22 protein-coding genes and 1 riboswitch are annotated in these 21,457 nt (G+C 59.3%); of the genes, 8 read left to right on the top strand and 14 right to left on the bottom strand.

Going from position 1 to position 21,457, the window contains the following annotated elements; all coding sequences use genetic code 11:
* Positions 1 to 8 precede the first annotated feature (8 nt).
* Together IQ265_RS15120 and sir are read right to left on the bottom strand one after the other, a co-directional pair.
* Positions 9 to 188, bottom strand: a complete 180-nt coding sequence (locus tag IQ265_RS15120; protein ID WP_194055017.1) for a hypothetical protein — start codon at positions 186 to 188, stop codon at positions 9 to 11.
* A gap of 343 nt (positions 189 to 531) precedes the next feature.
* Positions 532 to 615: riboswitch (Glutamine riboswitch) on the top strand.
* A 305-nt stretch (positions 616 to 920) separates the two neighbouring features.
* Positions 921 to 2,861, bottom strand: a complete 1,941-nt coding sequence (gene sir / locus IQ265_RS15115) for a sulfite reductase, ferredoxin dependent (RefSeq protein ID WP_194055016.1) — start codon at positions 2,859 to 2,861, stop codon at positions 921 to 923.
* 327 nt (positions 2,862 to 3,188) lie between these two features.
* Between sir and IQ265_RS15110 the strand changes: the two genes are divergently transcribed.
* The gene (locus IQ265_RS15110) at positions 3,189 to 3,470 is read left to right on the top strand and encodes a chlororespiratory reduction protein 7 (RefSeq protein ID WP_194055015.1); all 282 of its coding nucleotides are present in this window, start codon (positions 3,189 to 3,191) and stop codon (positions 3,468 to 3,470) included.
* 173 nt (positions 3,471 to 3,643) lie between these two features.
* Positions 3,644 to 3,910: a hypothetical protein gene (locus IQ265_RS15105; RefSeq protein WP_228037930.1), complete on the top strand. Its 267-nt coding sequence runs from the start codon at positions 3,644 to 3,646 to the stop codon at positions 3,908 to 3,910.
* Positions 3,911 to 4,060: 150 nt separating this feature from the next.
* On the opposite strand, the gene IQ265_RS15100 is transcribed toward IQ265_RS15105, so the two are convergent.
* Positions 4,061 to 5,293, bottom strand: coding sequence for a cysteine desulfurase-like protein (locus IQ265_RS15100; protein ID WP_194055014.1), 1,233 nt, complete (start codon positions 5,291 to 5,293; stop codon positions 4,061 to 4,063).
* Positions 5,294 to 5,501: 208 nt separating this feature from the next.
* Here IQ265_RS15100 and IQ265_RS15095 point away from each other — a divergent pair, with 208 nt between their 5' ends.
* Positions 5,502 to 6,068, top strand: a complete 567-nt coding sequence (locus IQ265_RS15095) for a metal-binding protein (protein ID WP_194055013.1) — start codon at positions 5,502 to 5,504, stop codon at positions 6,066 to 6,068.
* Positions 6,069 to 6,235: 167 nt separating this feature from the next.
* Here IQ265_RS15095 and nadB read toward each other — a convergent pair whose 3' ends face one another.
* From nadB to IQ265_RS15080, 3 genes are all read right to left on the bottom strand, one after another.
* Positions 6,236 to 7,909 (bottom strand): L-aspartate oxidase, encoded by a 1,674-nt coding sequence (gene nadB, locus IQ265_RS15090; RefSeq protein WP_194055012.1) that lies wholly within the window; start codon positions 7,907 to 7,909, stop codon positions 6,236 to 6,238.
* Between the two features lie 159 nt (positions 7,910 to 8,068).
* Positions 8,069 to 8,500, bottom strand: coding sequence for a photosystem II complex extrinsic protein PsbU (psbU, locus tag IQ265_RS15085; protein WP_194055011.1), 432 nt, complete (start codon positions 8,498 to 8,500; stop codon positions 8,069 to 8,071).
* A gap of 142 nt (positions 8,501 to 8,642) precedes the next feature.
* Positions 8,643 to 9,089 (bottom strand): hypothetical protein, encoded by a 447-nt coding sequence (locus IQ265_RS15080; RefSeq protein ID WP_194055009.1) that lies wholly within the window; start codon positions 9,087 to 9,089, stop codon positions 8,643 to 8,645.
* Positions 9,090 to 9,286: 197 nt separating this feature from the next.
* Between IQ265_RS15080 and folD the strand changes: the two genes are divergently transcribed.
* From folD to IQ265_RS15065, 3 genes are all read left to right on the top strand, one after another.
* On the top strand, positions 9,287 to 10,147 hold the full coding sequence (gene folD, locus IQ265_RS15075) for a bifunctional methylenetetrahydrofolate dehydrogenase/methenyltetrahydrofolate cyclohydrolase FolD (RefSeq protein ID WP_194055007.1): 861 nt from the start codon (positions 9,287 to 9,289) through the stop codon (positions 10,145 to 10,147).
* A 125-nt stretch (positions 10,148 to 10,272) separates the two neighbouring features.
* Positions 10,273 to 11,202: a geranylgeranyl diphosphate synthase CrtE gene (gene crtE, locus IQ265_RS15070; RefSeq protein WP_194055005.1), complete on the top strand. Its 930-nt coding sequence runs from the start codon at positions 10,273 to 10,275 to the stop codon at positions 11,200 to 11,202.
* A gap of 32 nt (positions 11,203 to 11,234) precedes the next feature.
* Entirely contained in the window at positions 11,235 to 11,690 is a 456-nt protein-coding gene (locus tag IQ265_RS15065) for a divergent PAP2 family protein (protein ID WP_194055003.1), read from the top strand.
* A 175-nt stretch (positions 11,691 to 11,865) separates the two neighbouring features.
* Here the strand turns inward: IQ265_RS15065 and IQ265_RS15060 are convergent, their stop codons facing one another.
* From IQ265_RS15060 to IQ265_RS15040, 5 genes are all read right to left on the bottom strand, one after another.
* Positions 11,866 to 12,597, bottom strand: coding sequence for a hypothetical protein (locus IQ265_RS15060; RefSeq protein WP_194055001.1), 732 nt, complete (start codon positions 12,595 to 12,597; stop codon positions 11,866 to 11,868).
* Positions 12,598 to 12,803: 206 nt separating this feature from the next.
* Positions 12,804 to 13,136 carry an MgPME-cyclase complex family protein gene (locus IQ265_RS15055; protein ID WP_194054999.1) on the bottom strand — a complete coding sequence of 111 codons (333 nt, stop codon included), beginning with the start codon at positions 13,134 to 13,136 and terminating at the stop codon, positions 12,804 to 12,806.
* A gap of 113 nt (positions 13,137 to 13,249) precedes the next feature.
* Complete coding sequence (locus tag IQ265_RS15050; RefSeq protein ID WP_194054990.1) at positions 13,250 to 13,960, bottom strand: pyridoxine 5'-phosphate synthase; 711 nt, start codon at positions 13,958 to 13,960, stop codon at positions 13,250 to 13,252.
* 73 nt (positions 13,961 to 14,033) lie between these two features.
* Positions 14,034 to 16,214, bottom strand: a complete 2,181-nt coding sequence (locus IQ265_RS15045) for a tyrosine-protein kinase domain-containing protein (protein ID WP_194054989.1) — start codon at positions 16,212 to 16,214, stop codon at positions 14,034 to 14,036.
* Positions 16,215 to 16,225: 11 nt separating this feature from the next.
* Positions 16,226 to 17,407, bottom strand: coding sequence for a polysaccharide biosynthesis/export family protein (locus IQ265_RS15040; RefSeq protein ID WP_347404969.1), 1,182 nt, complete (start codon positions 17,405 to 17,407; stop codon positions 16,226 to 16,228).
* Between the two features lie 148 nt (positions 17,408 to 17,555).
* Between IQ265_RS15040 and IQ265_RS15035 the strand changes: the two genes are divergently transcribed.
* The gene (locus tag IQ265_RS15035; protein WP_194054988.1) at positions 17,556 to 18,191 is read left to right on the top strand and encodes an HAD hydrolase-like protein; all 636 of its coding nucleotides are present in this window, start codon (positions 17,556 to 17,558) and stop codon (positions 18,189 to 18,191) included.
* A gap of 17 nt (positions 18,192 to 18,208) precedes the next feature.
* Here IQ265_RS15035 and IQ265_RS15030 read toward each other — a convergent pair whose 3' ends face one another.
* From IQ265_RS15030 to IQ265_RS15020, 3 genes are all read right to left on the bottom strand, one after another.
* Positions 18,209 to 18,559: a DUF5615 family PIN-like protein gene (locus IQ265_RS15030; protein WP_194054987.1), complete on the bottom strand. Its 351-nt coding sequence runs from the start codon at positions 18,557 to 18,559 to the stop codon at positions 18,209 to 18,211.
* The gene (locus IQ265_RS15025; RefSeq protein WP_194054986.1) at positions 18,556 to 18,891 is read right to left on the bottom strand and encodes a DUF433 domain-containing protein; all 336 of its coding nucleotides are present in this window, start codon (positions 18,889 to 18,891) and stop codon (positions 18,556 to 18,558) included. Before IQ265_RS15025 ends, IQ265_RS15030 begins: the two co-directional genes overlap by 4 nt.
* A gap of 114 nt (positions 18,892 to 19,005) precedes the next feature.
* Positions 19,006 to 19,863, bottom strand: coding sequence for a DUF6671 family protein (locus IQ265_RS15020; protein ID WP_194054984.1), 858 nt, complete (start codon positions 19,861 to 19,863; stop codon positions 19,006 to 19,008).
* Positions 19,864 to 20,725: 862 nt separating this feature from the next.
* On the opposite strand from IQ265_RS15020, the gene IQ265_RS15015 reads away from it, so the two are divergent.
* Positions 20,726 to 21,409, top strand: coding sequence for a Mo-dependent nitrogenase C-terminal domain-containing protein (locus IQ265_RS15015; protein WP_194054982.1), 684 nt, complete (start codon positions 20,726 to 20,728; stop codon positions 21,407 to 21,409).
* Positions 21,410 to 21,457 lie beyond the last annotated feature (48 nt).

Genomic DNA, 21,457 nt, shown 5'->3' with positions numbered 1-21,457 from the left:
TGGCTAACCTAAAGTCCGGTACCAAACCCTTTGCTCATTTCTAACCCAAAGTTGGCCAGAGTATCGGGAGTCCAGGTGTCGCTCTTGGCAGCGGCTTGAGGAATATTAACGCTAAGACCAAAAGCGCTCGTTAGCCAAAGACCCAGCTTAGCTAGTTTTTGAATTGTCCAGGTGTTAATTAGGGTCATTGTAGATCTCCAGGCACAAAAGCTCGGTAGAAAGGTCTGGTGGTTTTGCCACCTCTTAATAGTAGAAAAGCGCGTTGAGGGCTGCAAAAAGCAGCTTTCATCTCACCATGAGCAGCTCTCATACAAGCTGCCAAAACTTGGTTAATGGTCTGTTCAAATAGTCGCGATCGCGCTGGCTCAAGAGCGGCAAAACCGGCAATACAGCGGGACTCTTCGTTCGGCATAGCCCCTGCCAAGTGGAGACGGTGGCAGTCAAGCTTAGCACCGGTTCTTACCGAATTATTCGAACGTTGTTGCCCCCGAAAAAATACGTTAAACTGTAATAGTAAACACAGAAAACGATACCGTTCATCCTGTCTGCCCCCCTCAGAACGCTACCGAAGTTAGACAGGACGGAAGTAGAGACCCTCTCTCGAAGGAACGCGCCTCAACCACTTTTGCCTTGGGAGGCGAACCCTATTATGGATACTGCTCTTGTTGCCGGACTCGAAATCATTGCTGCTGTCACCGTGATGACGGTGGTTGTTTGCCCCATGCTGCTGTGGGTACTGCCCGATCGCAGCAACCCCGTGGGCTAGTTAATTCAGGGGTTGGGTGCCTGGAGTTATCAGCCAGTTTTGCTGGTACACCCCAACAGGCACCCGACTTAGCGCTAAATCTAATCAATCTAAAAGGGGGATGGATCAATCGATCCATCCCCCTTTTTGCATGAGACTCTTTTGCGTCCAGACTCTAGATGCCTGGCCGTTGTAGGTAAACCGCCAGGGCATCGGCCATCACCTGGGCCATGGGCCGCCCCTCTTTGTCGGCGGTAGACTGTAGGGTCATAAACAGGTCGTGGGAGATGCTCAGCCGGTGCCGCCCTTCCTTAGTATGGCGAGGCTGGTACTGCTCGGAGTTGTAGGTGGCCGCAAACTGGCGCAGCGCCTCAAACCCCACGCGATCGCAGAAATCGCCAAAGCTTTCGCCCTTCTTGCGCCCGTCGCGAAAGAACACAAACAGCGGCTCCAGGGTCAGCTCCAGATCGTTATCGTGGAGGCGCTCCAGGTAGGGACGGGCCAGCCGGGTCTGGTTGGGCGAGCCACCCAGCCATAGCTGGTACGACTCGGGGGCGCTGCCCACAAAGCCCAGTTCGGCCATGTAGGGGCGGGCGCAGCCGTTGGGGCAGCCGGTCATGCGCACCACGAAGTGCTCGTCTTGTAGACCCAGCTTAGTCAGCAGCCCCCGCAGACGCCCCAGCACCGTGGGCATAATTCGCTCGCTCTCAGTCACCGCCAGGCCGCACAGGGGCAGGGCAGGGCAGGCCATGGCGTAGCGCACCAGGGGGTCTAGCTCAGTCTCTTTGACCACGCCGTGGCGGGTGAGAATGGCCTGAATTTCGTCTTTGTCGGCGGGCTTCACCTCGTAGAACAGCACGCTCTGGTTAGGGGTGATCAGCATGGGCAGGTTAAAGCGCTGCACGATCTCCTTCAGCGCGGTTTTGAGCTGTAGCCCCTGGCGATCGAGGATGCGGCCATTCTCCACGGGCACGCCCACAAACCAGTTGCCGTCGCCCTGCTCGTGCCAGCCCAGGTAGTCGTAGAAAGTCCACTTGGGCAACCTTTTGAAAGGCTTGAGCGGCTTGCCCAGGTAGGTCTCCACCTGCTGGCGAAAGCGCTCTACGCCCCAGTCATTGATCAGGTACTTCATGCGGGCGTGGCGGCGGTTGTGGCGATCGCCATAGTCGCGCTGGGTCGCCACGATCGCCTTCATCAGGTCGTAGACGTCGGCCTTATCGACGTAGCCAATTTCATCGGCCACGCGGGCAAAGGTTTCCTCTTTGTTGTGGGTGCGGCCCAGGCCACCCCCGGCCAGCACGTTAAAGCCCTTTAGCTGCCCCGCCCGGTCGGTCATCACCACCAGGGTGACATCGTGGGTGTAGGCATCGATGGAGTTGTCGCCGGGCACCGTCACCGCGCACTTAAACTTGCGCGGCATGTAGTAGGTACCGTAGATTGGCTCTTCGCTGCTGTTATGAACGATGGTGCCGTTGCCGTTGCGCTGGCGGGCCGCCACCACGTCGGGGTGCTCTTCGGCGGAGACAAACTTCTCGCCATCCAGCCAGATCTCGTAGTAGGCCTCGGTTTGGGGCCGCAGCAGGTCGGCGATGTTGTTGGCGTATTCCTGAGCCAGCTGGTACTCAGGCCGATTTTTGTAGGGGGCGGGCGGTGCCATTACGTTGCGGTTGAGGTCGCCGCAGGCCCCCAGGGTAGAGCCCAGACTGCGCACAATGGCGGCAATGCTGGCCTTCAGGTTTTGCTTTAGCACCCCGTGCAGCTGAATACCCTGGCGAGTGGTGGCCCGCAAGGTGCCGTTGCCGTACTCGTCGGACAGGCGATCGAGGGTGAGATACAGCTCTGGTGAAAGGTACCCGCCGGGGTTGCGGGTCCGCAGCATCATTTGATAGTCCTTTTCTTGGCCCTTGGCGCGATTGTCGCGGTTATCTTGCTGGTAAGAGCCGTGAAACTTAAGAATTTGAATTGCCGATTCAGAAAAGTGATTGGTGTCTTGCAGTAGCTCGCTGGCCACGGGCTCGCGCAAAAAGTGACTGTTTTCTTTGAGGACTTCTACCTTGGAGGGAGTCGGCCCAGGGGCAGAGGAAGCAGGCGTAGATTTAATAGGAGTCTGAACCATAGCGGCAGGCAAATAACCGACTAAACAAAAAGCCCCAGGCAACGGTACCGCCAGAGCGGCCTGTTCCCCTAAGGCACGGGCAGGGTTAATCCACAAATTCCCCGGTAACTCGGTCGGGATTTAGGTGAATACCAACTTATCCTACCATCGGATCCAAAAGATCGGCCAGCTTCCCACGGAAATTCACAGTATTAAATTCTCAATATTAAGAGTGGTTGCACCCGTGCTCTTTAGGCGGATGCCAGAGCATTCACTAAACGTACCCTAAAGACCGCGAAGGGGACCAGGGCGTTTACGATCAAACTAGGTTTCTTTAAGGTTTTGCCCATGCCCGACGCCATGATGTATCAGGAAGAGATGTTCGTTGTGCTGATGCCCGGCGCAGCAGAGGAATGTCTCACCCCCGAGGAGCTGCTAGAGCGGCTGACCGAGATACTGCGCGTTGGCGCAGCCTCTCCAGTAGAAAATCGCCAGCTCGACCTGCCCCGCGACCTCCAGCGCTTCAGCACCGTCGCTGAACAGGCCCAGCACCTGCGCGACACCGCCTGCGAACTAGAGCTATCCCCCGGCGAAACCATGCAGTGGTACGTGGTGCGCCTGGAGAAGTAAATGTTTACGGCTCAGGATCATAAATGATTCTGAGGTCCAGCTTAAAATACGACCATAGTTGCGCTTCACCTGTTGCCATGAGCACCCAGCAAATTACCATTGAGCTACCAGAGCCGGTGATGCGTCAACTAATGTGAATTGCGGCGGCTACTCACCAGCCGATCGAGGCTCTTGTGGCACAGAGCGTGCTGAGCAACCTACCGCCCTCTGTCGATAATGCACCGCCAGAATTGCAGACCGAGCTGCTGGGTATGCAGGGGCTGAGTGTGGAGGAGCTACATGCGATCGCCCAAGCCCTGACCGAACCAGCACAGCGCGATCGCCGCATTGAACTGCTGCAAAAAAACGAAGCCGGTCAACTTACCCAAGCAGAACGAGAAGAACTGTTTACTCTCAGGCAACTCGCCGATCATTTGATGCTGCGTAAAGCCTATGCCTAGTCACTCCTTCGCTGGCGGGGTGAAAAAATTCCTGCCTTTGCAGAGCTGCCCATTCCAGCACGACAACATTGTTACAGCCCGCTCAATCTGGATTGGGTTTGGCTGGCACCCACCTACTCAGGGATAAAATTCAGCTTGGAGTTGGAGACTCTACAAAATCTCCGCTAGCTTCTCAATCAGGCGATCGCACTCTTCAACCGTGTTGTAGTGCACCATGCTGACTCGCACCACGCCCTGGTTGGGCAGCAGTCCTAAATCTTCGATCAGCCGCAGCGCGTAGAAATGTCCGTAGCGAATGCCAATATTGTGAGCGTCTAGATAGGGCGGTACTTGATCGCTGCTCATATCCTCCACCACAAACGAAATGGTGGAAACTCGCTGAGTCGGGTCAGCCGTATCTCGGCCAATAATTCTCACCTTGGGCCGATCGCGCAAAAACGACAGCAGCCGTTGGTTCAGTACCCCTTCGTGCGTTTGAATCAGGTCAAAGGCGCGCTCGATCGAATCGCCGCCGGCAGGGCCGTGGTGCTGGGCTAGCGCCTCAAAATACTCAGGGATGGCGGTGAGGCTGTAGCTCAGCTCGTAGCTGCTGCCCCCCGGCTGAAACTTGTAGGGAATTGCCGCATCGTCAATAAAGTAATGGTTGTAGCCCGGCAGCGCCAGCAGCAGCTCTTTTTTGCCGTAGAGCAGCGCCTGGTGAGGGCCGTACACCTTGTACAGACTAAACGTGTAGAAATCGACATCCAGCGCCTGCACATCCACGCGGCGGTGGGGGGCAAAGGCGACGCCATCGACGCACAGCAGCGCTTCGTGGGCGTGGACCAGATCGGCGATCGCCCGCACCGGATTAATGCTGCCCAGCACATTCGACGCGTGGGTTACCGCCACCAACCGCGTGCGCGGCGTCAGCAGCGCCTCCAGATCGGCCAGCTCTAGATCAAAGGTGGTGGGGTTCACCCGCCAGGTTTTGATCACAACGCCGTCGCGCTCCAACTCCGTCCAGGGGCTAATGTTGGCCTCGTGGTCGGCATTGGTAACGACAATCTCATCGCCCGGCTCTAGCGTGGGCCGAAAGCACTGGGCCAGTATTCGCAGTAAGGCCGAGGTGCTGGAACCCAAAATCACCTCCGCTGGGTCAGCCGCGTTGATGAACTGGGCCATCGCCTTGCTGCCCGCCGCCACCCGTTCCGTTGCCCGCTGAGACACCGCGTAGGAGGCCCCTAGCTGCACATTCGACTCGTAGAGAAATTCAGTAATGCGATCGACGACGGGCCGAAGAATTTGCGAGCCGCCCGCATTGTCAAAAAAGACCCAGTCGCCCGCCAGCGAAGGGAAGTATTGGCGGACAAAATCAAGCTGCAAAGTGGGCGACTGGATCAGCATAGGGGAGTTGTGAGCTGAAAGGACAGACTAACCGTGACAGAAATTCATTATTTGATCAGGAGCTTGGTCAAAACCGCCTGCTTAGAGCTGATTGTAGTGAATGTCAGCCGTCATCAGCCTGCTTTGCTGCTTCAAATCGCGCTGTGGGAGGCGTTAGCCTGGGTCAAAACCCCTTGCCAGCAGGCCCAAACCCTGGTACACCTGTGCCATGTCCTCAGGCCGCACCCACGATCGCATTACCCTCTGGGCCTTACCGCTGGTGGTCTTAGTCGCCCTGCGCGTCACTCTTGACGGCTGGCTGACGGCGGTGGTTTGCCTGGGGTTTATGCTGGGCGGCTGGATGCTCGGCCCCGACCTCGATATTCACTCGGTGCAGTACAAGCGCTGGGGCTGGCTGCGGTGGATCTGGCTACCCTACCGGGGCAAAATCCGCCATCGATCGCACTGGTCGCACGGGCCAATTATCGGTACCGTGGGGCGGGTGCTGTACCTGTCGCTCTGGCTCAGTTTGGGCGGCCTGATCCTCGTCGATGTGCTCAACGGGTCTCAGCGTACGGCCCTGAGCTGGGGCGATCTGGCCGAGGGCCTGAGCTGGGTATTGCTAACCTACTGGCCCTGGTGGCTGGCCCTGGTAGTTGGGTTAGAGCTGGGTGCCCTCAGCCACTACGTCACCGACTGGCTCTCGTCAGCAATCAAGCGAAAAGCGACTCGGGGAAAGCGGGGCAAAACGCAGCGTAAGCCCAGGCTGAAGCGGCGATCGGCTCGGCGGAGGTAGATGGGAGGGTGAGGGGAAAAGTTCAAAATTCAAAGTTCAAAATCAGTTTTGTAGGGTGCATTAGGCCGCAAAATCCCTTGGGAAGAACCGTTAACCTGGGCCTGGCCGCAATCCACTGTCTAAGGATTTCACCCTTCCATAACCCAAAATCCAAAATTGCCGTAGGGCTAGGCCTGAATGGTCGGAGATTTTGCCCAGCGATCGCCCTCAACTACCGTATGCACCTGCCAATCGGCGCTGGTGTGGGGATAGTCTTGGCGAAAGTGGCCGCCTCGGCTCTCGGTGCGAAAGGCGGCGCTGTTGAGAATTAGCCAGGCAATATCGTGCAGATTGTGCAGCTCGCCCCAAGCCCGCACCAGCGGCCAGTCTAGCGTTTCAGGGAGAGCGTGAACGGTGCCCGTCGGCAAACTGTGCAGCGCCCGAAGGGAGTGCTGTTGCCACTCGGTGCGCCACTGGCTGAGGGTAGCGATCGCCTCCTCAAGCCCGGCCTGGTGGCGGCTGATGGCGGCGGCATCCCACATCAGCTGGGTCAGCTGCTGCCGCTGCCCCTGCACGGCGGCCCAAGCCCCCTCGGCGGATTCTGACCAGTTCAGGGCTGTCGCTTCTAACGTTGCCGGGGGCTCTGGCGAGTCTAGAACGGCGGGCTCTAGGGGCAGATGGGCCAGCTCAGCGCCGTAGACTAGGCACTCCAGCAGTGAATTGCTGGCCAGTCGGTTGGCTCCGTGTACTCCTGTGCTGGCGTTTTCGCCCACCGCGTAGAGACCTGGAACTGAGGTCTGGCTGTGGATATCGGTGGTGATGCCCCCCATCCAGTAGTGGGCAGCGGGGGCCACGGGCACAGGCTCGCTCAGTGGGTCGCAGCCCCAGTGGCGGCACACCTGCAAAATATTGGGAAAGCGATACTGCACGCGATCGCGCGGGATAGAGCGCAAATCGAGCCATACCTGGCGATCGCCCGTCTTTTGCAGGTGATGAAAAATCGCCCGACTGACCACATCGCGCGGGGCCAGCTCGCCGTCGGGGTGGTACTCAAAGGCAAAGCGATCGCCCCGGCCATCCACCAGATGGGCACCCTCGCCGCGCACCGCCTCGCTGATTAAAAAGGGCGGTGCCCCCGGCTGAGCTAGGGAGGTGGGGTGAAACTGTACAAACTCCAAATCGCGCAGCTGTGCCCCGGCCCGCCAGGCCATCGCCACCCCGTCACCCGTGCTGGCAGCCGGGTTGGTGGTTTGGGCGTAGACCTGGCCGCCGCCGCCCGTGGCCAGCACCGTGGCCTGGGCCGACAGCCAGCACAGCCGCCCATTGTGCACCACCAGAGCGCCCCGGCACCGCCCTGCCTCTAGCCACAGGTCGAGGGCAAAGGCCTGCTCAAAAACGGTGATATTGGGCTGCTGCAGCACCGCCTCCGCCAGTATCGACACGATCGCTCGGCCAGTGGTATCGGCGGCGTGGAGCACGCGCCGCCGCGAGTGGGCCGCTTCTAAGGTCATGGCCAGCTGCCCTTCGCTGCGATCGAAGGCCACCCCCAAATCGACTAGCCGCTTAATACATTCAGAGGCGTGGCTAGCCAGGTGCTCCACCGCTTTGGGATCGCACAGCCCGGCCCCGGCCACCAGGGTATCGGCCACGTGCAGCGACACCGCATCGTCAGCTCCGATCGCGGCGGCAATGCCGCCCTGGGCCCAATCGCTGGCCGAAATTGACAGGGTATCTTTGGTTACCAGCCCAATCCGCCACCGGGGAGGAATCGACAGCGCAGCGTACAGTCCGGCGGCCCCTCCCCCAATCACCAACACGTCAAAGCGGTTGCTCTGGGCTGAGGCTAGATCAGGTTTGGTCAAGGGCGACTCCCAACTAGGGTACAAAGGGTGGTGTAGAGCGTTGAATACAACCGTTGAACAGTCTTGAATACTCAAAAGCCCCGGCCAGTCGTTGTTGACCAATAGGGTCAACTTGACCGGCCAGGGCCAGGGGACATGGGCAGACCGATGACCCGTTGCCTACTTGTAAACGCCGTTGTTAAAGCGATCGCCGCCTTCTACAAAAGCGGAATCGGGCACAGTAACGGTGAAGTTATCGAGGTTTGCCTTTAGAATGTCGAGCTGCTGCTCGCTCAGGCCAGGCAGATCCAGAACGTCGTCTACGCTCTCGTAGGGCGCATTGAGCAGAATTTTACGCGCCAGGGTTGGGTACAGGCCCGGAAACTTTCTAAAGCCCTGCACGTTGGCGTTGTTCAGGTCGAGCTTAGCGCCGTACTCTGTCTTCAGTTTGGCATCGACCGCATTCTGCGGCGGGGCTTCTGCCAGCCAGGCCATGGCCTCAAAGGGGGCGCTAAAGAGGTCTGCCCCAGAGATAGGCTGCGCCACAGCCGGGCTACTCACCCAACCCAACAGCACTGCCAGCGCAACGAGTAGGCCAACCAGTTGTTTCATTTACCCTAATCCTCTCCTACCAGTGTGAATGTCTATACACAGCATTTCTAAGAGACTACCATTTTCCATGCCCCTGCAACGGAGAAAGAACGCCATTGGGCGATTCTGGAAATTTCCCCAGTTTTAGCGGGCTGTTTAGGGGCTATTCCTGAGGCAGGCGCTCTAGTTCTTCGGCATAGTGCTGGCCAATGTCCTGGCCCTGCAGCAAAATCTGCTTGTACTGAATGGTGGCCCGAATGGCGATCGCGGTGCCGACAGCGGGCGGTGCCTCGCTGCTGATCACCCAAATGGCTCCCGACTCATCCACCAGCTCGTAAAGTCCCTGGCTTACCAGGGGCAGCTGCCGCTCTACGGTGCCCGCCAAATACACCGTAGACGGCTGATTTTGGCTGACCTCAGCGATAGGGGTAATGGGGTCGAGCCAGGCTAGGCCAGGCCAGGTGCTAAGGCGATCGCGCAGCCCGTAGTCTACCGTCGCATCAAGACTGGCCCCGCAGCTGGTCATCGCCACCAGAGCCAGGCCAACCCCACCCCCAGCCATGCCGTAGCGGGTAAACCAGCGGTTTAAGTCGATCATCGAACCTTTCATAGGAGTGAGATTACAACCCTTACCTGCGCGTTGGCCCCGTAGAAAGGCTTCTAAGAAGCCAACAGAGGGGCGCAACAGAGGAGCAAAATCTGAGACACTGGAAAGCGTCGGAATCCTCGGCTTCGGCCAAACCTGGCTGCGGGACACCGATACCCTCTTGTTTGAGATATCCGAGATCCAGGTTAGCGCACCCGGCCATGACCCTACTGCTCGACGGCAAAGCTCTTGCCAATCAAATTCAATCTCAGCTAGCGCAGGAGATTAAGTCCCTTGCCGACCAGGGCTATCGTCCCCCGGGGCTGGCAGTGGTAATGGTGGGCGACAACCCTGCCAGTGCCGCCTACGTGCGTAACAAAGAGCGGGCCTGCAGCCGGGTCGGCATTGCCTCCTACGGCAAACACCTGCCCGCCACCGTCACCCAGGCCGAGGTTGCCGCCCTGCTTCAGCAGCTCAATGCCGACCCCAATGTCGACGGCATTTTAGTGCAGCTGCCCCTGCCTGAGCATCTCGATGCCGTCGCCCTGCTCAACACCATCGACCCCGATAAAGACGTCGACGGGCTGCACCCCGTTAATTTGGGGCGACTGGTGCGCGGCGAACCGGGCCTGCGCAGCTGCACTCCCTATGGCGTCATGCGCCTCCTAGAAGCCGCCAACATCAACCTGGTGGGGGCCAACGTCCTGGTGGTTGGCCGCAGCATTCTAGTGGGCAAGCCCATGGCCCTGATGCTAACTGAGGCCAACGCCACCGTTACCCTGGCCCATTCTCGCACCATCGATTTGCCCGCGCTGATGCGGCAAGCTGATATTCTAGTGGCGGCAGTGGGTCGCCCCGGTATGATTACGGCTGTCGATATCAAACCCGACAGCGTGGTGATTGATGTGGGCATCAATCGGGTCGAGCAACCCGATGGGTCAGCTCAACTGGTGGGCGATATCGACTTTGCCTCGGTGCAGCCAGTGGCGGGTGCCATTACTCCGGTGCCCGGTGGCGTTGGCCCCATGACGGTGGCCATGCTGCTCGAAAACACCGTTACTAGCTACCGCAGCCGCCTCTAGGCCCTAAATTTAAGCGGCTAAAGTAAGCGGCCTGTCAAGCGGACAATTCTGCTCAAACTGGTTCGTTCAACCCGGTCTCCGTTCAACTCTGTTGTTCATCTATTCTCAACCTGCCTGTTGCTGCTATGGTGCCAACCAACTCCCTCGATTCCAGACCCTCATCTGCTGGCCAGTTTGATCTGGAGGCCTACCTGGCGGAGCAGCGTCAGCGGGTAGAGGTCGCCCTTGACCAGGCCCTGGCCCTGCGCTACCCCGAAACGCTCTACGAAGCCATGCGCTACTCGCTGCTGGCGGGGGGCAAGCGACTGCGGCCGATTCTCTGCCTGGCCAGCTGCGAACTGGCCGGCGGCAGCGTAGAGATGGCTATGCCGACCGCCTGCGCCCTGGAGATGATCCACACCATGTCGCTCATCCATGACGATTTGCCCGCCATGGATAACGACGACTATCGGCGGGGCCGCCTCACCAACCACAAGGTCTACGGCGAAGATGTGGCGATTTTAGCCGGGGATGGCCTACTGGCCTACGCCTTTGAACACGTGGCCACCCAAACCCGAGGAGCAGCCCCAGAACAGATGCTGCGCGTAATTGCCGGACTGGGCAAAGCGGTGGGTGGCGAAGGCTTAGTAGGGGGCCAAATTGTCGATTTGGCCAGCGAGGGTAACCCAGACGTAACGCTGGACACCCTGACCTACATCCACAACCACAAGACAGCGGCGCTGCTCGAAATTTCGGTCACCTCTGGGGCTATGCTGGCCGGAGCTAGCGATGCCGATGTCGAGCATCTGCGCCAGTACGCCCAGCGCATAGGTTTGGCCTTTCAAATTGTCGATGACATTCTCGACATCACCTCTACCCCTGAAACCTTGGGCAAGTCAGTGGGCAAAGACATTACCGCTCAGAAGGTCACCTACCCTAGCCTGTGGGGGCTAGACGAATCGCGCCGCCAGGCCAATCAGCTAATTGAGGCCGCAAAAGAAAGTCTGGCCGGATTTGGCGACCTGCGCCTGCCCCTGCTAGCGATCGCAGATTACATTGTTGCGCGCACCTACTAAATTGATGACACGCCCTAGGGTTGCCTGAGCCGATGGATAGTATTAGCGAGATTCTCAACAACCACGTGCTGATTGTGGCTCTGATTGCCTGCCTTACGGCCCAGGTGCTCAAGGCCTTTATCGAGCTGGTGCGCCACCGCAAGCTCAACCTGCGAGTCATGGTGGGCACAGGGGGCATGCCCAGCGCCCACTCGGCCCTGGTGACGGCGCTGGCCTGCGGCGTTGGTCAAACCCTGGGCTGGTCAAGCCCTCTGTTTGCCGCCACCTCGGTATTTTCAATCATTGTTATGTACGACGCGGCGGGGGTGCGCCAGGCGGCGGGCATGCAGGCTAAGGTACTCAATCAAATTATTGACGAACTGTTTCAGGAAAAGCCCGAGCTGCGCGAAGACCGCCTCAAAGAACTGCTGGGCCACACCCCGTTTCAGGTGATTGCCGGATCGATTTTAGGTGTGATGATCTCCTACCTGGCGGCCCCGGCTTATTGAAGCCTCACCCGTAGGGGCAAACGGCTGTTTGCCCTTGGGATATCTGCTCAAGCCAAAGGTTTTATACGGAATTCCCAATGAGTACCCCAAATTTGTAGGGGCGTAGCATGCTACGCCCCGACGGGTTTCCTGATTATGAGTCGGGGGTTTAGCAAATCGGATTGGGTGTTAGCCCTCACTGAGCCGTGAGCGCCACCGCCGGGGTCAGCATCACCACATCCTGGCTATCGACGATGAAGGCAGGAATGTTCAGGCTGGTAAGTACCGACAGGGTTGAGGCCGCGCCATCGACATCGGGGCTGTGGGCAATCAGCAGGTACGAGCGCTGACGGTGCACCGCTAGCCCCACGGCCTGACCCACCTGGCGCTGAATTGCGATCGCCGATTCGGGCTGATACTGATAGTCGACCAGCACCGCAAAGCCCGTGCCCAGGGGCTGGGGCGCATAGGCAGTTGGCGCTGAAGCTACCGGAGTGCCGTTGGCGGGGCTGCCACTGCCGGGGGTGCCCGCAGCAGGAGGGGTAGCGCCATTGGCCGGAGTCTCATTCGCTGGAGTTTCATTGGCCGGAGTGCCGTTGGCCGGAGTGCCGCTGGCTGGCGGCGTGGGCTGAGCTGCGGTGGTAGCCGGTCGGGCGACAAAGGCCTGAAACCCCTCTACCTCGGTCATGTACTGGGCCCAGGCGTTAGCATTTTCTAGGTTGGTAAAGCCGCCAGCTCGCACGACCGTATCGTTGAGGTAGTCGCAGACCAGGACGGTGCTGTTGGAGGGCAGCAGATCTTGCACGCGATCGCGCTCGGCCTCGGTATTGCTGCGCACCAGCAGCAGGTACTCATTGGCAGAGGGCGGTGGACAGGGCGGGAACTGGGCTTTTGCCGGGTTCCAGAAACCCAGCACAGGTACCAGCATCAACCCCAGAACAACGGGCCCCGACCTCAAACCCTGCCGCTGCCAAAGCTGTACTCGCGTTCTATTGCTCCGTCTCAAACCCTTTACCATTGGTTTCTTTACCGCACTGCCAAAGTCTGCCAGCGATTCTAGCCTAAACCACCGATCGCTGGGCAGAGATTCTAGGTTTTAATCGCAATTGCGCCCGCTGCGTCACCCGTCTAGAGCTAAGACGCAACGGCATCTAGGGAGGCCAGCGGGTCGGGAATTGTGGCGGAGGGCGCTTCAAACTCCCCGGTGCCCACGTATTCAAACCGCAGCTTCACCCAGGTAATAAACTGCTTGCTAGTCGATACCAGCGCCACCGAGGGCTGCGGGCAACGAGCTTTGACGCTAGCCAGTTCTGGAGCTTCTAAAAAGGCGGGAGATTTGACCAGCCAAAAATTTACCTCCTGCTCCTGCTCCTGGTAGTAGCGGCGGCGCTCCTTGAGGCATTCTTCAAGGGGCTCTTCTTCGAGCAGAAATTTTTGGCTGGCAACGGCGTAGTAGTAGGTGGTCACTGGGGAGTCTCCTTTGTTGTAAAAAGATGAGGGAGGTGAGGGGGGCAGGGAGTGCAAAGTTCAAAATTCAAAGTTCAAAATTTTGAATTCTCAATTTTGAATTTTGCATTTCCTCAAATCAGGGCTTTCATCTCGCGGACGGCGCGTTCCAGTCCGACCAAAACGGCGCGGCTGATAATGCTGTGGCCGATGTTGAGTTCTTCCATGCCGGGAATGCGGGCGACGGGGGCGGTGTTCCAGTAGGTGAGGCCGTGACCGGCGTTGACCCGCAGGCCCAGGGCGATCGCCTGGGCCGTACCCTGGGCGAGAATGCTGAGTTCTTGGTCGCGATCGCGCTCTGTTTCGGCCTCGGCGTAGGGGCCGGTGTGCAGCTCAATGAACTGAGCCCCGACCTGGGCCGAGGCTTCGATTTGGTCTGCCGCCGCATCAATAAACAGACTGACCGGGATGTCGGCCCCCTGAAGGGTGCTGACTACGGCTTTCAGGCGATCGCCTTGGCCTGCCACATCTAGCCCGCCTTCGGTCGTCACCTCTTCGCGCCGCTCGGGCACCAGGGTGACGTAGTCGGGCTTGATATCGAGGGCGATCGCCACCATTTCGTCGGTGGCAGCCATCTCCAGGTTGAGGTGGGTGCGCACGGTCTGCCGCAGCAGGCGCACGTCGCGGTCTTGCATGTGGCGGCGGTCTTCGCGCAGGTGTACGGTAATGCCGTCGGCACCCGCCAGCTCGGCCAGCACCGCAGCGGCCACCGGGTCGGGCTCTACCGTGCGGCGGGCCTGACGAACGGTGGCAATGTGGTCGATGTTGACTCCCAGGGTAGGCAAGCGATCGCTCCCAGCAACGACAGAATCTACAGCATACGATCCTATCCTAAGCGCTTACCCTAGGCTAGCCCGGCTAGAAGTCGACGGAGCGAATCAGCGGCGGGGCTGCGGTCGGAGCAGCGGGGCCGGGGGCCGGGGGTAGGGTAGGGACAGTAGCGCGATCGGTAGCGTTGACAACGGCCCCTAGCACCGGCAGATCCTCATTTTCTAAGAGCTGCTCCAGCAGAGCCTCCAGCACGGCTTTGTCGGTGACGCCGGGGCGGGTAACCAGCAGCAGGCCGTCGCTGGCCGCCCCCAGCAGCAGGGCATCGTTGCTGCGGCCCAGGGGCGGCGCGTCGATCAGCACTAGGTCAAAGCGGGCGCGGGCGTCGGCCAAAAACTGAGCCATCTCGCTCGATTCTAAAATCGCCGCTGGGTGGGGTTGGGGGCCGGGGCTGGGGGCCAAGTAGAGGTTTTCGACCCAGGGAGCCAGCTGAATCGGCGACTGCTGACGGCCAGCGTAGTAGTGCAGCGGTTCGGCGATCGCCTCCGGCCCCAGGGTTACCCCCAGTCGGTGCCCGCAGGAGGGCTGGCGCAGGTCGGCTTCAATCACCAGGGTGCGACGACCGGCGCGGGCGGCGGCAATGCCGAGGTTAAAAGCACTGGTCGTTTTGCCCTCGCTCGCTCGGCTGCTCACCACCAGCACCACCCGCGGGGCCGCGCCCGCCTCAGCCAGACTGCCCGCCCGCCGCAGGCTGCTGCGCAAGCGTTCATAGATTTCGAGGTCGGGGCTGTGCGGTGGGTAGAGAATGGGCCAGCCCTGGGCTGAGGTGGCCTCTAAGCCGGGCACCAGCCCCAGCACCGGCACATCCTGATCGGTCAAAATGCCCTGGATGTCTTCGGCGGTGCGGGCGGTGCTGTCGAGCAGATCGAGCAAAAAGGCAACGGCCCCAGCGGCAACTACCCCCAGCAGCCCGCCCACCGCCAAAACCACAATCGGGTTGGGCGGGGGCTCAACCTGGGCGACCACGGTGGGCGGCTCCGCCACGGTCAGGCTGCTGACGGTTTCGGCCTCAGCCGCCTGGGCATCGATGCGCTTGGCCTGAATTTGGTCGTAGAGGGCCTGGTTGAGAGCAACCTGCTGGGCCAGGCGATCGCGCTCTAGCTGCTTGTTGGGCAGGCTGGAGTACTGCTGCCGCAGCTGCCCATCGGCCTGAGTGAGCACCTGCTGCTGGCTGGCCAGGGCGGCTCGCTCAGCGCTGAGGGTCACTAGCTGGTTGGCCAGAGCGGCACGGGCCGGGTCAAGGGTGCTGTTCTGGCGCACGTCACTGACGCTGGGCAGGGCCGCCAGGTCTTGGCCACCCACCACTTCCTGGGCCCGCTCGGTGAGCAGGGCGTTGTAGGCGGCTAGGTTCTGGCGCAGCTCCTGCATGGTGGGGTGCGACTCGCGCAGGGTGGGCGACAGCAGCTCCAGCTGGGTTTCGGTTTCGAGGATCTGCGATCGCAGCTGGGCAATAATCGGGTCGGCGCTCAGGGCCGAGGCCGTAAACGCCTGCCCCGGCGACAGCCCCAGCCGCTGCTGCAGGCTCTGAATCTGAGCGTCTAGCCCGGCCAGGGCAATCTGGTTTTGGCGCTGCTGCTGCTGCCCGCCAGAAATCGCCCCCAGCAGGCTGCCGTCGAGGGCCGCCTGTATTGCTGGGCCTTCGGTGCGATCGTAGGCCTCCAGGGCTTGCTCAGCGGCGCGCAGGTCGCTCTCGACCGCGGGCAGGCGTTCGTCGAGGGCGGTGACAATGGCCCCCAACCGCGCCCGGTTGGTCACCCGACTGAGCTCGACCATCGCCTCAAACATCAGGCTGAGGGTGAGCTGGGTTTGCTCCTCGCTAGGACCGCGAAATACCACCGTCACCCGCTGCACCTGCGCGTCTTCGCCCTCAACGCTCTCCAGCGTGATTGTGGTGCGATCGCGAATGGTATCTGGCTCCATCGGCATCCCCCGCCGCTCCAGCTCCTGGGACACCTGCTCCAGCAGCACGTCGGCCAGCAAAAACTGCTCCGAAATAATCCCCTGGCCCCGCAGCTGTACCTCAGTGCCAGTCGCCGTCAGGGCCACCACCGGGGCATTTTGCACCAGCACCCCCTCGGCTCGGTACTGGGGCGGTGGCGGTGGCTGCATCGCTACCACCGCCGAAATGCCCAAAACCCCCAGCAGGGTGGCCAGGCTGGGCCACTTGTAGCGATCGAGGGCCAGCAGATAGCGCTTAACAAAAGGAGACATCGCCGTTTTCCCTAGGGCCTAAATAACGAATCTGCCGAGTCGGTCAGCGAGTCAAAAAAGAGCAAGAAGCCTAGCACGTCGCGAAAGGGCTGAGTAAACGTGTTCAGGGCGTAGCTCACCCGCGTCAGCAGGTTGCGATCAACTACCAAAATGTCGTTTTCCTGGAGCGGAATATTCTGGCTCAAATCGCCATTTACCGCCGCCGCTGCATTCACCATAATCGTATCGGCGCTGCCGGTCTCGGGGTTGAAGCGCAGCACCGCAATGCGGTTGTAGGCCGCTACATCGGGGTTCACCCCCGCCACCGCCAGGGCGTCTAAAAAGCGGCTGCCGTTGCGCAGGTTAATCGCCCCAAAGCGGGCTTCTAGCCCCCTAGCCCCAGAGGCCCGATTGAGCAACCGCACCGTGATCTCGGGCCTGGCCAGGGTTGAGGTGGCGACCAGGTCGCGATCGTAGCTCTCCACGTCCTCGGGAGCCAGGCGGGGGATGGTAATCACATCGCCGTCCTGGAGCTGCACCTGAGGAATGGGTTCGCCCTGCACCAGTGGGGTAAACAGGTCTACGGTGCGCGTCAGCAGCGCACCATCGCGCAGGGTGCGCTCAATCTGAACGGTGCGCAGGTCGGCTAGGGTGGTTGAACCCCCCGCCGTCAGCAGCGCCACCGCCAGCTGTGGAGCCTGTAGCGGGTACAGCCCCGGACGCGGCACCTCGCCCACAACCGTCACCTCCACCGGCCGCTGGGCGGTCAAAATCAGCGAGACATCGGGGTTGACCACGTACTGGTCGTAGCGGCTAAAAAGTTCGTCGCGGGCCTGGTCTAGGGTCAGCCCCGCCAGGTTGACGGTGCCCGCCAGGGGCACCACTACATTGCCCTGAATGTCTAGGGTGGCCGGAAAGCTCAGGTCTGGAAACCGCTGCACCCCAACAAAAATGCTGTCGCCCGGCCCCAGGCGGTAGGTGTCAAAGTCGGCAGCGGGAGGAGAAAAAAACGGCTCTAGGGGCAGGTTTGGGGGGCTAACGGGCGAGGTTAAGGGCACTGGAGCCTGGGCGGCGGCGGGTAGGGCCAGCAGCCCCCCGCCACAGAGGGCCAACCCTCCCCAAAAGCTCAGCTGGCGAGCCACAAACCTAGCGATCGCGCGATCGGTTAAACCCATCAAAACCATAGCCTCAACGGCAGGAGAACCCCCTGCCACGGGTAACCCACCCATATTGCCCCATATTTTTGGCATTGAGACATTAGATCTGGGTTAGAAACCCTACATCCTTTGCCGGTTGGGGGCTGGCTTTTGATTCTTGCCCTTTAATGGAGAAGGCTGAGCGTGGCGTTTTGGGTAGTTTGCTTTGATCACGTTTTTGTTTGATTTCGACGGCACCTTGGCGGATAGTTTGTTGACCATTGTGGAGATTACCAATCGGCTGGCCCCAGAGTTTGGCTATCGCCCCACCCCGCTGGAGGAGCTGGATGCGCTCAAGGGGTACAGCACTCGCCAGCTGATCCGGTACTCTGGCATTTCCCTGCTCAAAATTCCTGCCCTGCTCCGTCGCCTGCGGGTCGAGCTGAAATCCTACGATCCTACGATCGCCCCCTGTGCCGGAATGCCAGCCGTGATTCGGCAGTTGCACGCCCAAAACCACGCGCTGGCGGTGATCACCTCCAATACCCCTGAGGTGGTTTACGCTTTTTTGGCTGCCCACAGCCTGGAGCACTGCTTTTTTAGCGTGGATGGTGGTGGCACCCTGTTTGGCAAAGGCAGGCTGATTGTTAAGTGCCTGGAGCGCCACCGGCTCGTTCCGGCCGAAACGGTGTACGTGGGCGATGAGGTGCGGGATATTCAAGCGGCACGGTTTGCGGGTATTCAGTCAATTTCGGTCACCTGGGGCTTTAACAGCCGGGAGGCGCTGGCGGCAGCCCAACCCGACTGGCTGGTGGATGACCCCGAGACGCTGCCTGCGATCGCTCGGTCGCTCTCGGGCTGATGATTGGCACTACCGACTCACAGGGGAAGGTAATAAATTTGACCATCAAAATCCTCCGCTTTGCCACACTCCAAAATCAGAAAAAGGTCCTCTATTACCCTTCCGATCGGTGCATCTGTGCGAATTTCAATCACTCCTGGCATGGAGAGGCGTTTGGCTAACCTCTCATAGGCATAACGAGTAATCGTAGTGACATCATGAGTAAGCAAAATACGTTCCTCAGCAGCAGCCCAATTAAGCACAACAGGATCGTCCTCTCCTGATAATTCAACATCTTGAACTCGGATAATATCGATATCTGGATTTCGGCGTAGCAATCCCCTAATGATTGTGTTGTCCAAATTCTCGTCGGCTAGCAGCTTGATCATGCCTGTCGTTCAACTCTCCGGGCAAGTAAGCGATCGCGCAAACCCTGTGGGTCAAAACGCGCCTCATTCATTTGGCGATTTTTTTGCGCTTGTTGCTGCCGTTGCTTGAGATATGCCTCTACATCCTCTTGATGGTTTAGATAAAAGGCAATTGAGGCATAAACATCGCCCAGCCTTAGGGATGGATAACGATAAACGATTTCTTCTGCGGTTGCTCCCTGCTTAAACACAGTAACGACTGTATCTAATGTCACTCGTGTTCCACCAACCTGAACTACACCATCAAGATTGACCGTTAAGGGAGCCGGTTCTGCCAAGATTGCAAGAGCCATATTCAGAATCTAATAGGTGTGGTTGGGTGGAAAAATTCAGTATAACCATCCCTAATTTCCCGAGTTAAAGATCGCAGACTATCTTCAGGCTTTAGTTTTGCAAAGCCAGTTGGCCTAAGGATTGCAGTAGGGGCAGTAGCTGGGGTCGGCAGTCGCAAAGCCGTGGTCGCCGGGGAGACGCTGCTCAAACTGGCAGTGCTGACAGCGGTAAAGCTGCGCCAGCGTTAGCAGGGTGGGGGTGCCACAGAGGCTACAGGGTAGCCCTGGAAACTGCTTGACCGCGCTAAAGCCGGGACATCCGCAGCCCGGACAAGCGCGCGCGATCGCCTTAATTAAATCTTCGGTGGCCTGGGCAATGACGGCCATACGGGTAGGGTTGTAGAGCGCTCGCATGTCGGTTTCGAGGCGGGCGGCGCGGTGGGGCGACTGGCTCAGGGCCGCCTCCACCAGGGCTAAAAGCTCGTCGCCATCGGTAATGCCTTTTTTTAAAACCTGATCGGACTCGCCGTCTTTGACCACCAGCCCGTGCTGGGGAAAGCCCACCGACTCCGCAAAGGCCAGGGCTTCCTCTGAACTGCGAATGACCTGACTGCGGTAGTTGGTGTCGGTAGAGAGACATTCACCGACAATTTCGAGCTGATGGGTGCGGTCGATCAGCAGCACTAGTTCGCGATCGCAGGCCACGAAGGGAATCTGCGGATGCGGCCCAAAGCTACCCTCGCTGGCGACAGCCAGACTTTCTCCCGTTTGCCGCAGCACCGCCGCCGCCTTGAGCCGAGCCGTGGTGAGTTGGTCAGACGGACGTTTAACGTCGCCAGTAAAGGTGCCAAAGGCATCGGTATCAAAGCCAGTGGGCACCGCCACGCTGACCCCCAGGTGAGTGTCTAACAGGGGGGCGATCGCCTGCTCTTTGCGGTGCATGGTGGCCAGCACCGCCACCCGGCCAGCAAACCAGTCGCGGGGGTCAGCCATTTTAGACTCCATTGTCGTAGGCAAAGCGATTATAGAGAACGCCGAGGGCGCGGTTACGCAACTGGTAGAACTGGGGGTCTTCCATCATCTGGTCACGATCCTCCTGCGGCTGTACCCGTTGTGGAGCGGCTAGATCACGGACGGTTTGAGGAGAAAACCCACCCCGGCCTTTCTTTGGGGAGACCGACCGAGGTAGGCTGGTTCAGACACCGAGGCGAGGGGGAATGGGGCTGCTGTTGGCGATGGAGGCCCCATACTCTCGCCTCTGGTCATCTCTCTCTGAACCAGTGCTGAGGGAGGAGTGGAAGGCAATTTTAGATTAGCAATTTTGGATTTTGGAACTGGTCATCTGACCGCCAAAGTCTAAAATTCTATCTCTACAATTGCCCATCCTCCTAGACCCGATCAATTTGAAGGCCGCTGAGGCAGGCCTTGGAATTGCTGGGTCAAACTTGGTGCTGTCAAAGGAGGTCTCGATGCCGCGCGACGTATCGGTGAAAACAGTGGATACATTGATCAATATCAATTGATGCCCTCTTCGCCATGAAAATAAGTCTATGGCATTTTTGAAGAAACTGCGCAGCGTTGCGGGGCTAAATTAAACTGCGATTTTTAATTTTTGAAATAAGCTCGGCTTATTATTTATCTTTTTATCTATGGATTTGATTAATAACGAACTAGCCGATTAGAACCAGATAGCGCTGTCGCCCCGTCGAGAGGAGGCCGAAAAATTTTCTCTGGCCAAGGCAGTCTTGGGTCAACAGGTTAAAATCAAAGGGTTGTAGCCTATTGTTTCGGGCATTGCTTGATCGACTATTTCCACCTGTGATGCCTGTATCGTGATACCCGTTGAGGAGGATCTATGCCCGTAGTCACCGAATCTCCCTACACCCAGGAGCAGATTAAGGTCTGGCTTCGGGGGTTGCTCACCCTGGCCTGGGCAGACGGCAATTTCGATAACGATGAGAAGGCGCTGATTGCCGCCATTACTGAAGAAGAGCTAGCTCCAGAACTAGATTTTGAGCACTTTGAACCTGTTACCCCCGACGAAGTGGCCCAGGCCCTGGGCGACGACCCCCACATAGCCGAAAACTTTCTGCGCATGGCCGTAATGGTCGCCCTAGCCGACGGCGTCTACTCAGTGGAAGAAGACGCCCAGCTCCAGGCGCTATGCGAGGCTCTAAACCTGCAGGACACCTGCCTCGCTTCAGTGCGATCGACCCTCTACAGCCTCAAGCCCGAAAATGCCGCGATCGCCGCCGGGTTGCGTCCGCCGACCAACGGCAAGCTCGACCCCCTCAAGCCCGCTCGCGAATGGCTCGACCAGCTAGAGGTACACGACCCACGGCTGGCTCGGTTTGTGTGCAAGCTAATTCCATCGCAGTGCCCCTTTGAGCGCGACGTGGTGCTGTTCAACAAAAAGCTGGTGCACATTCCGCCCATGTGCAAAATTAACCCGCTGTACGACCAGCTGGTGGGGCTGCGGTTTCGTGCCCTGTCGTACCTGGCCGACGACTGCGGCGAAGACGTCACAGCCCTGCTGTAGAAAGCCGTTCCCTGAGCGGAGTCGAAGGGAACGGGTTGGGAGGTTGTC

The sequence above is a fragment of the Nodosilinea sp. LEGE 06152 genome, assembly GCF_015207525.1.
GTDB lineage: Bacteria > Cyanobacteriota > Cyanobacteriia > Phormidesmidales > Phormidesmidaceae > Nodosilinea.
The sequence above is the reverse complement of the archived record's forward strand: the minus strand, read 5'-3'. Positions and strand labels throughout refer to the sequence as shown.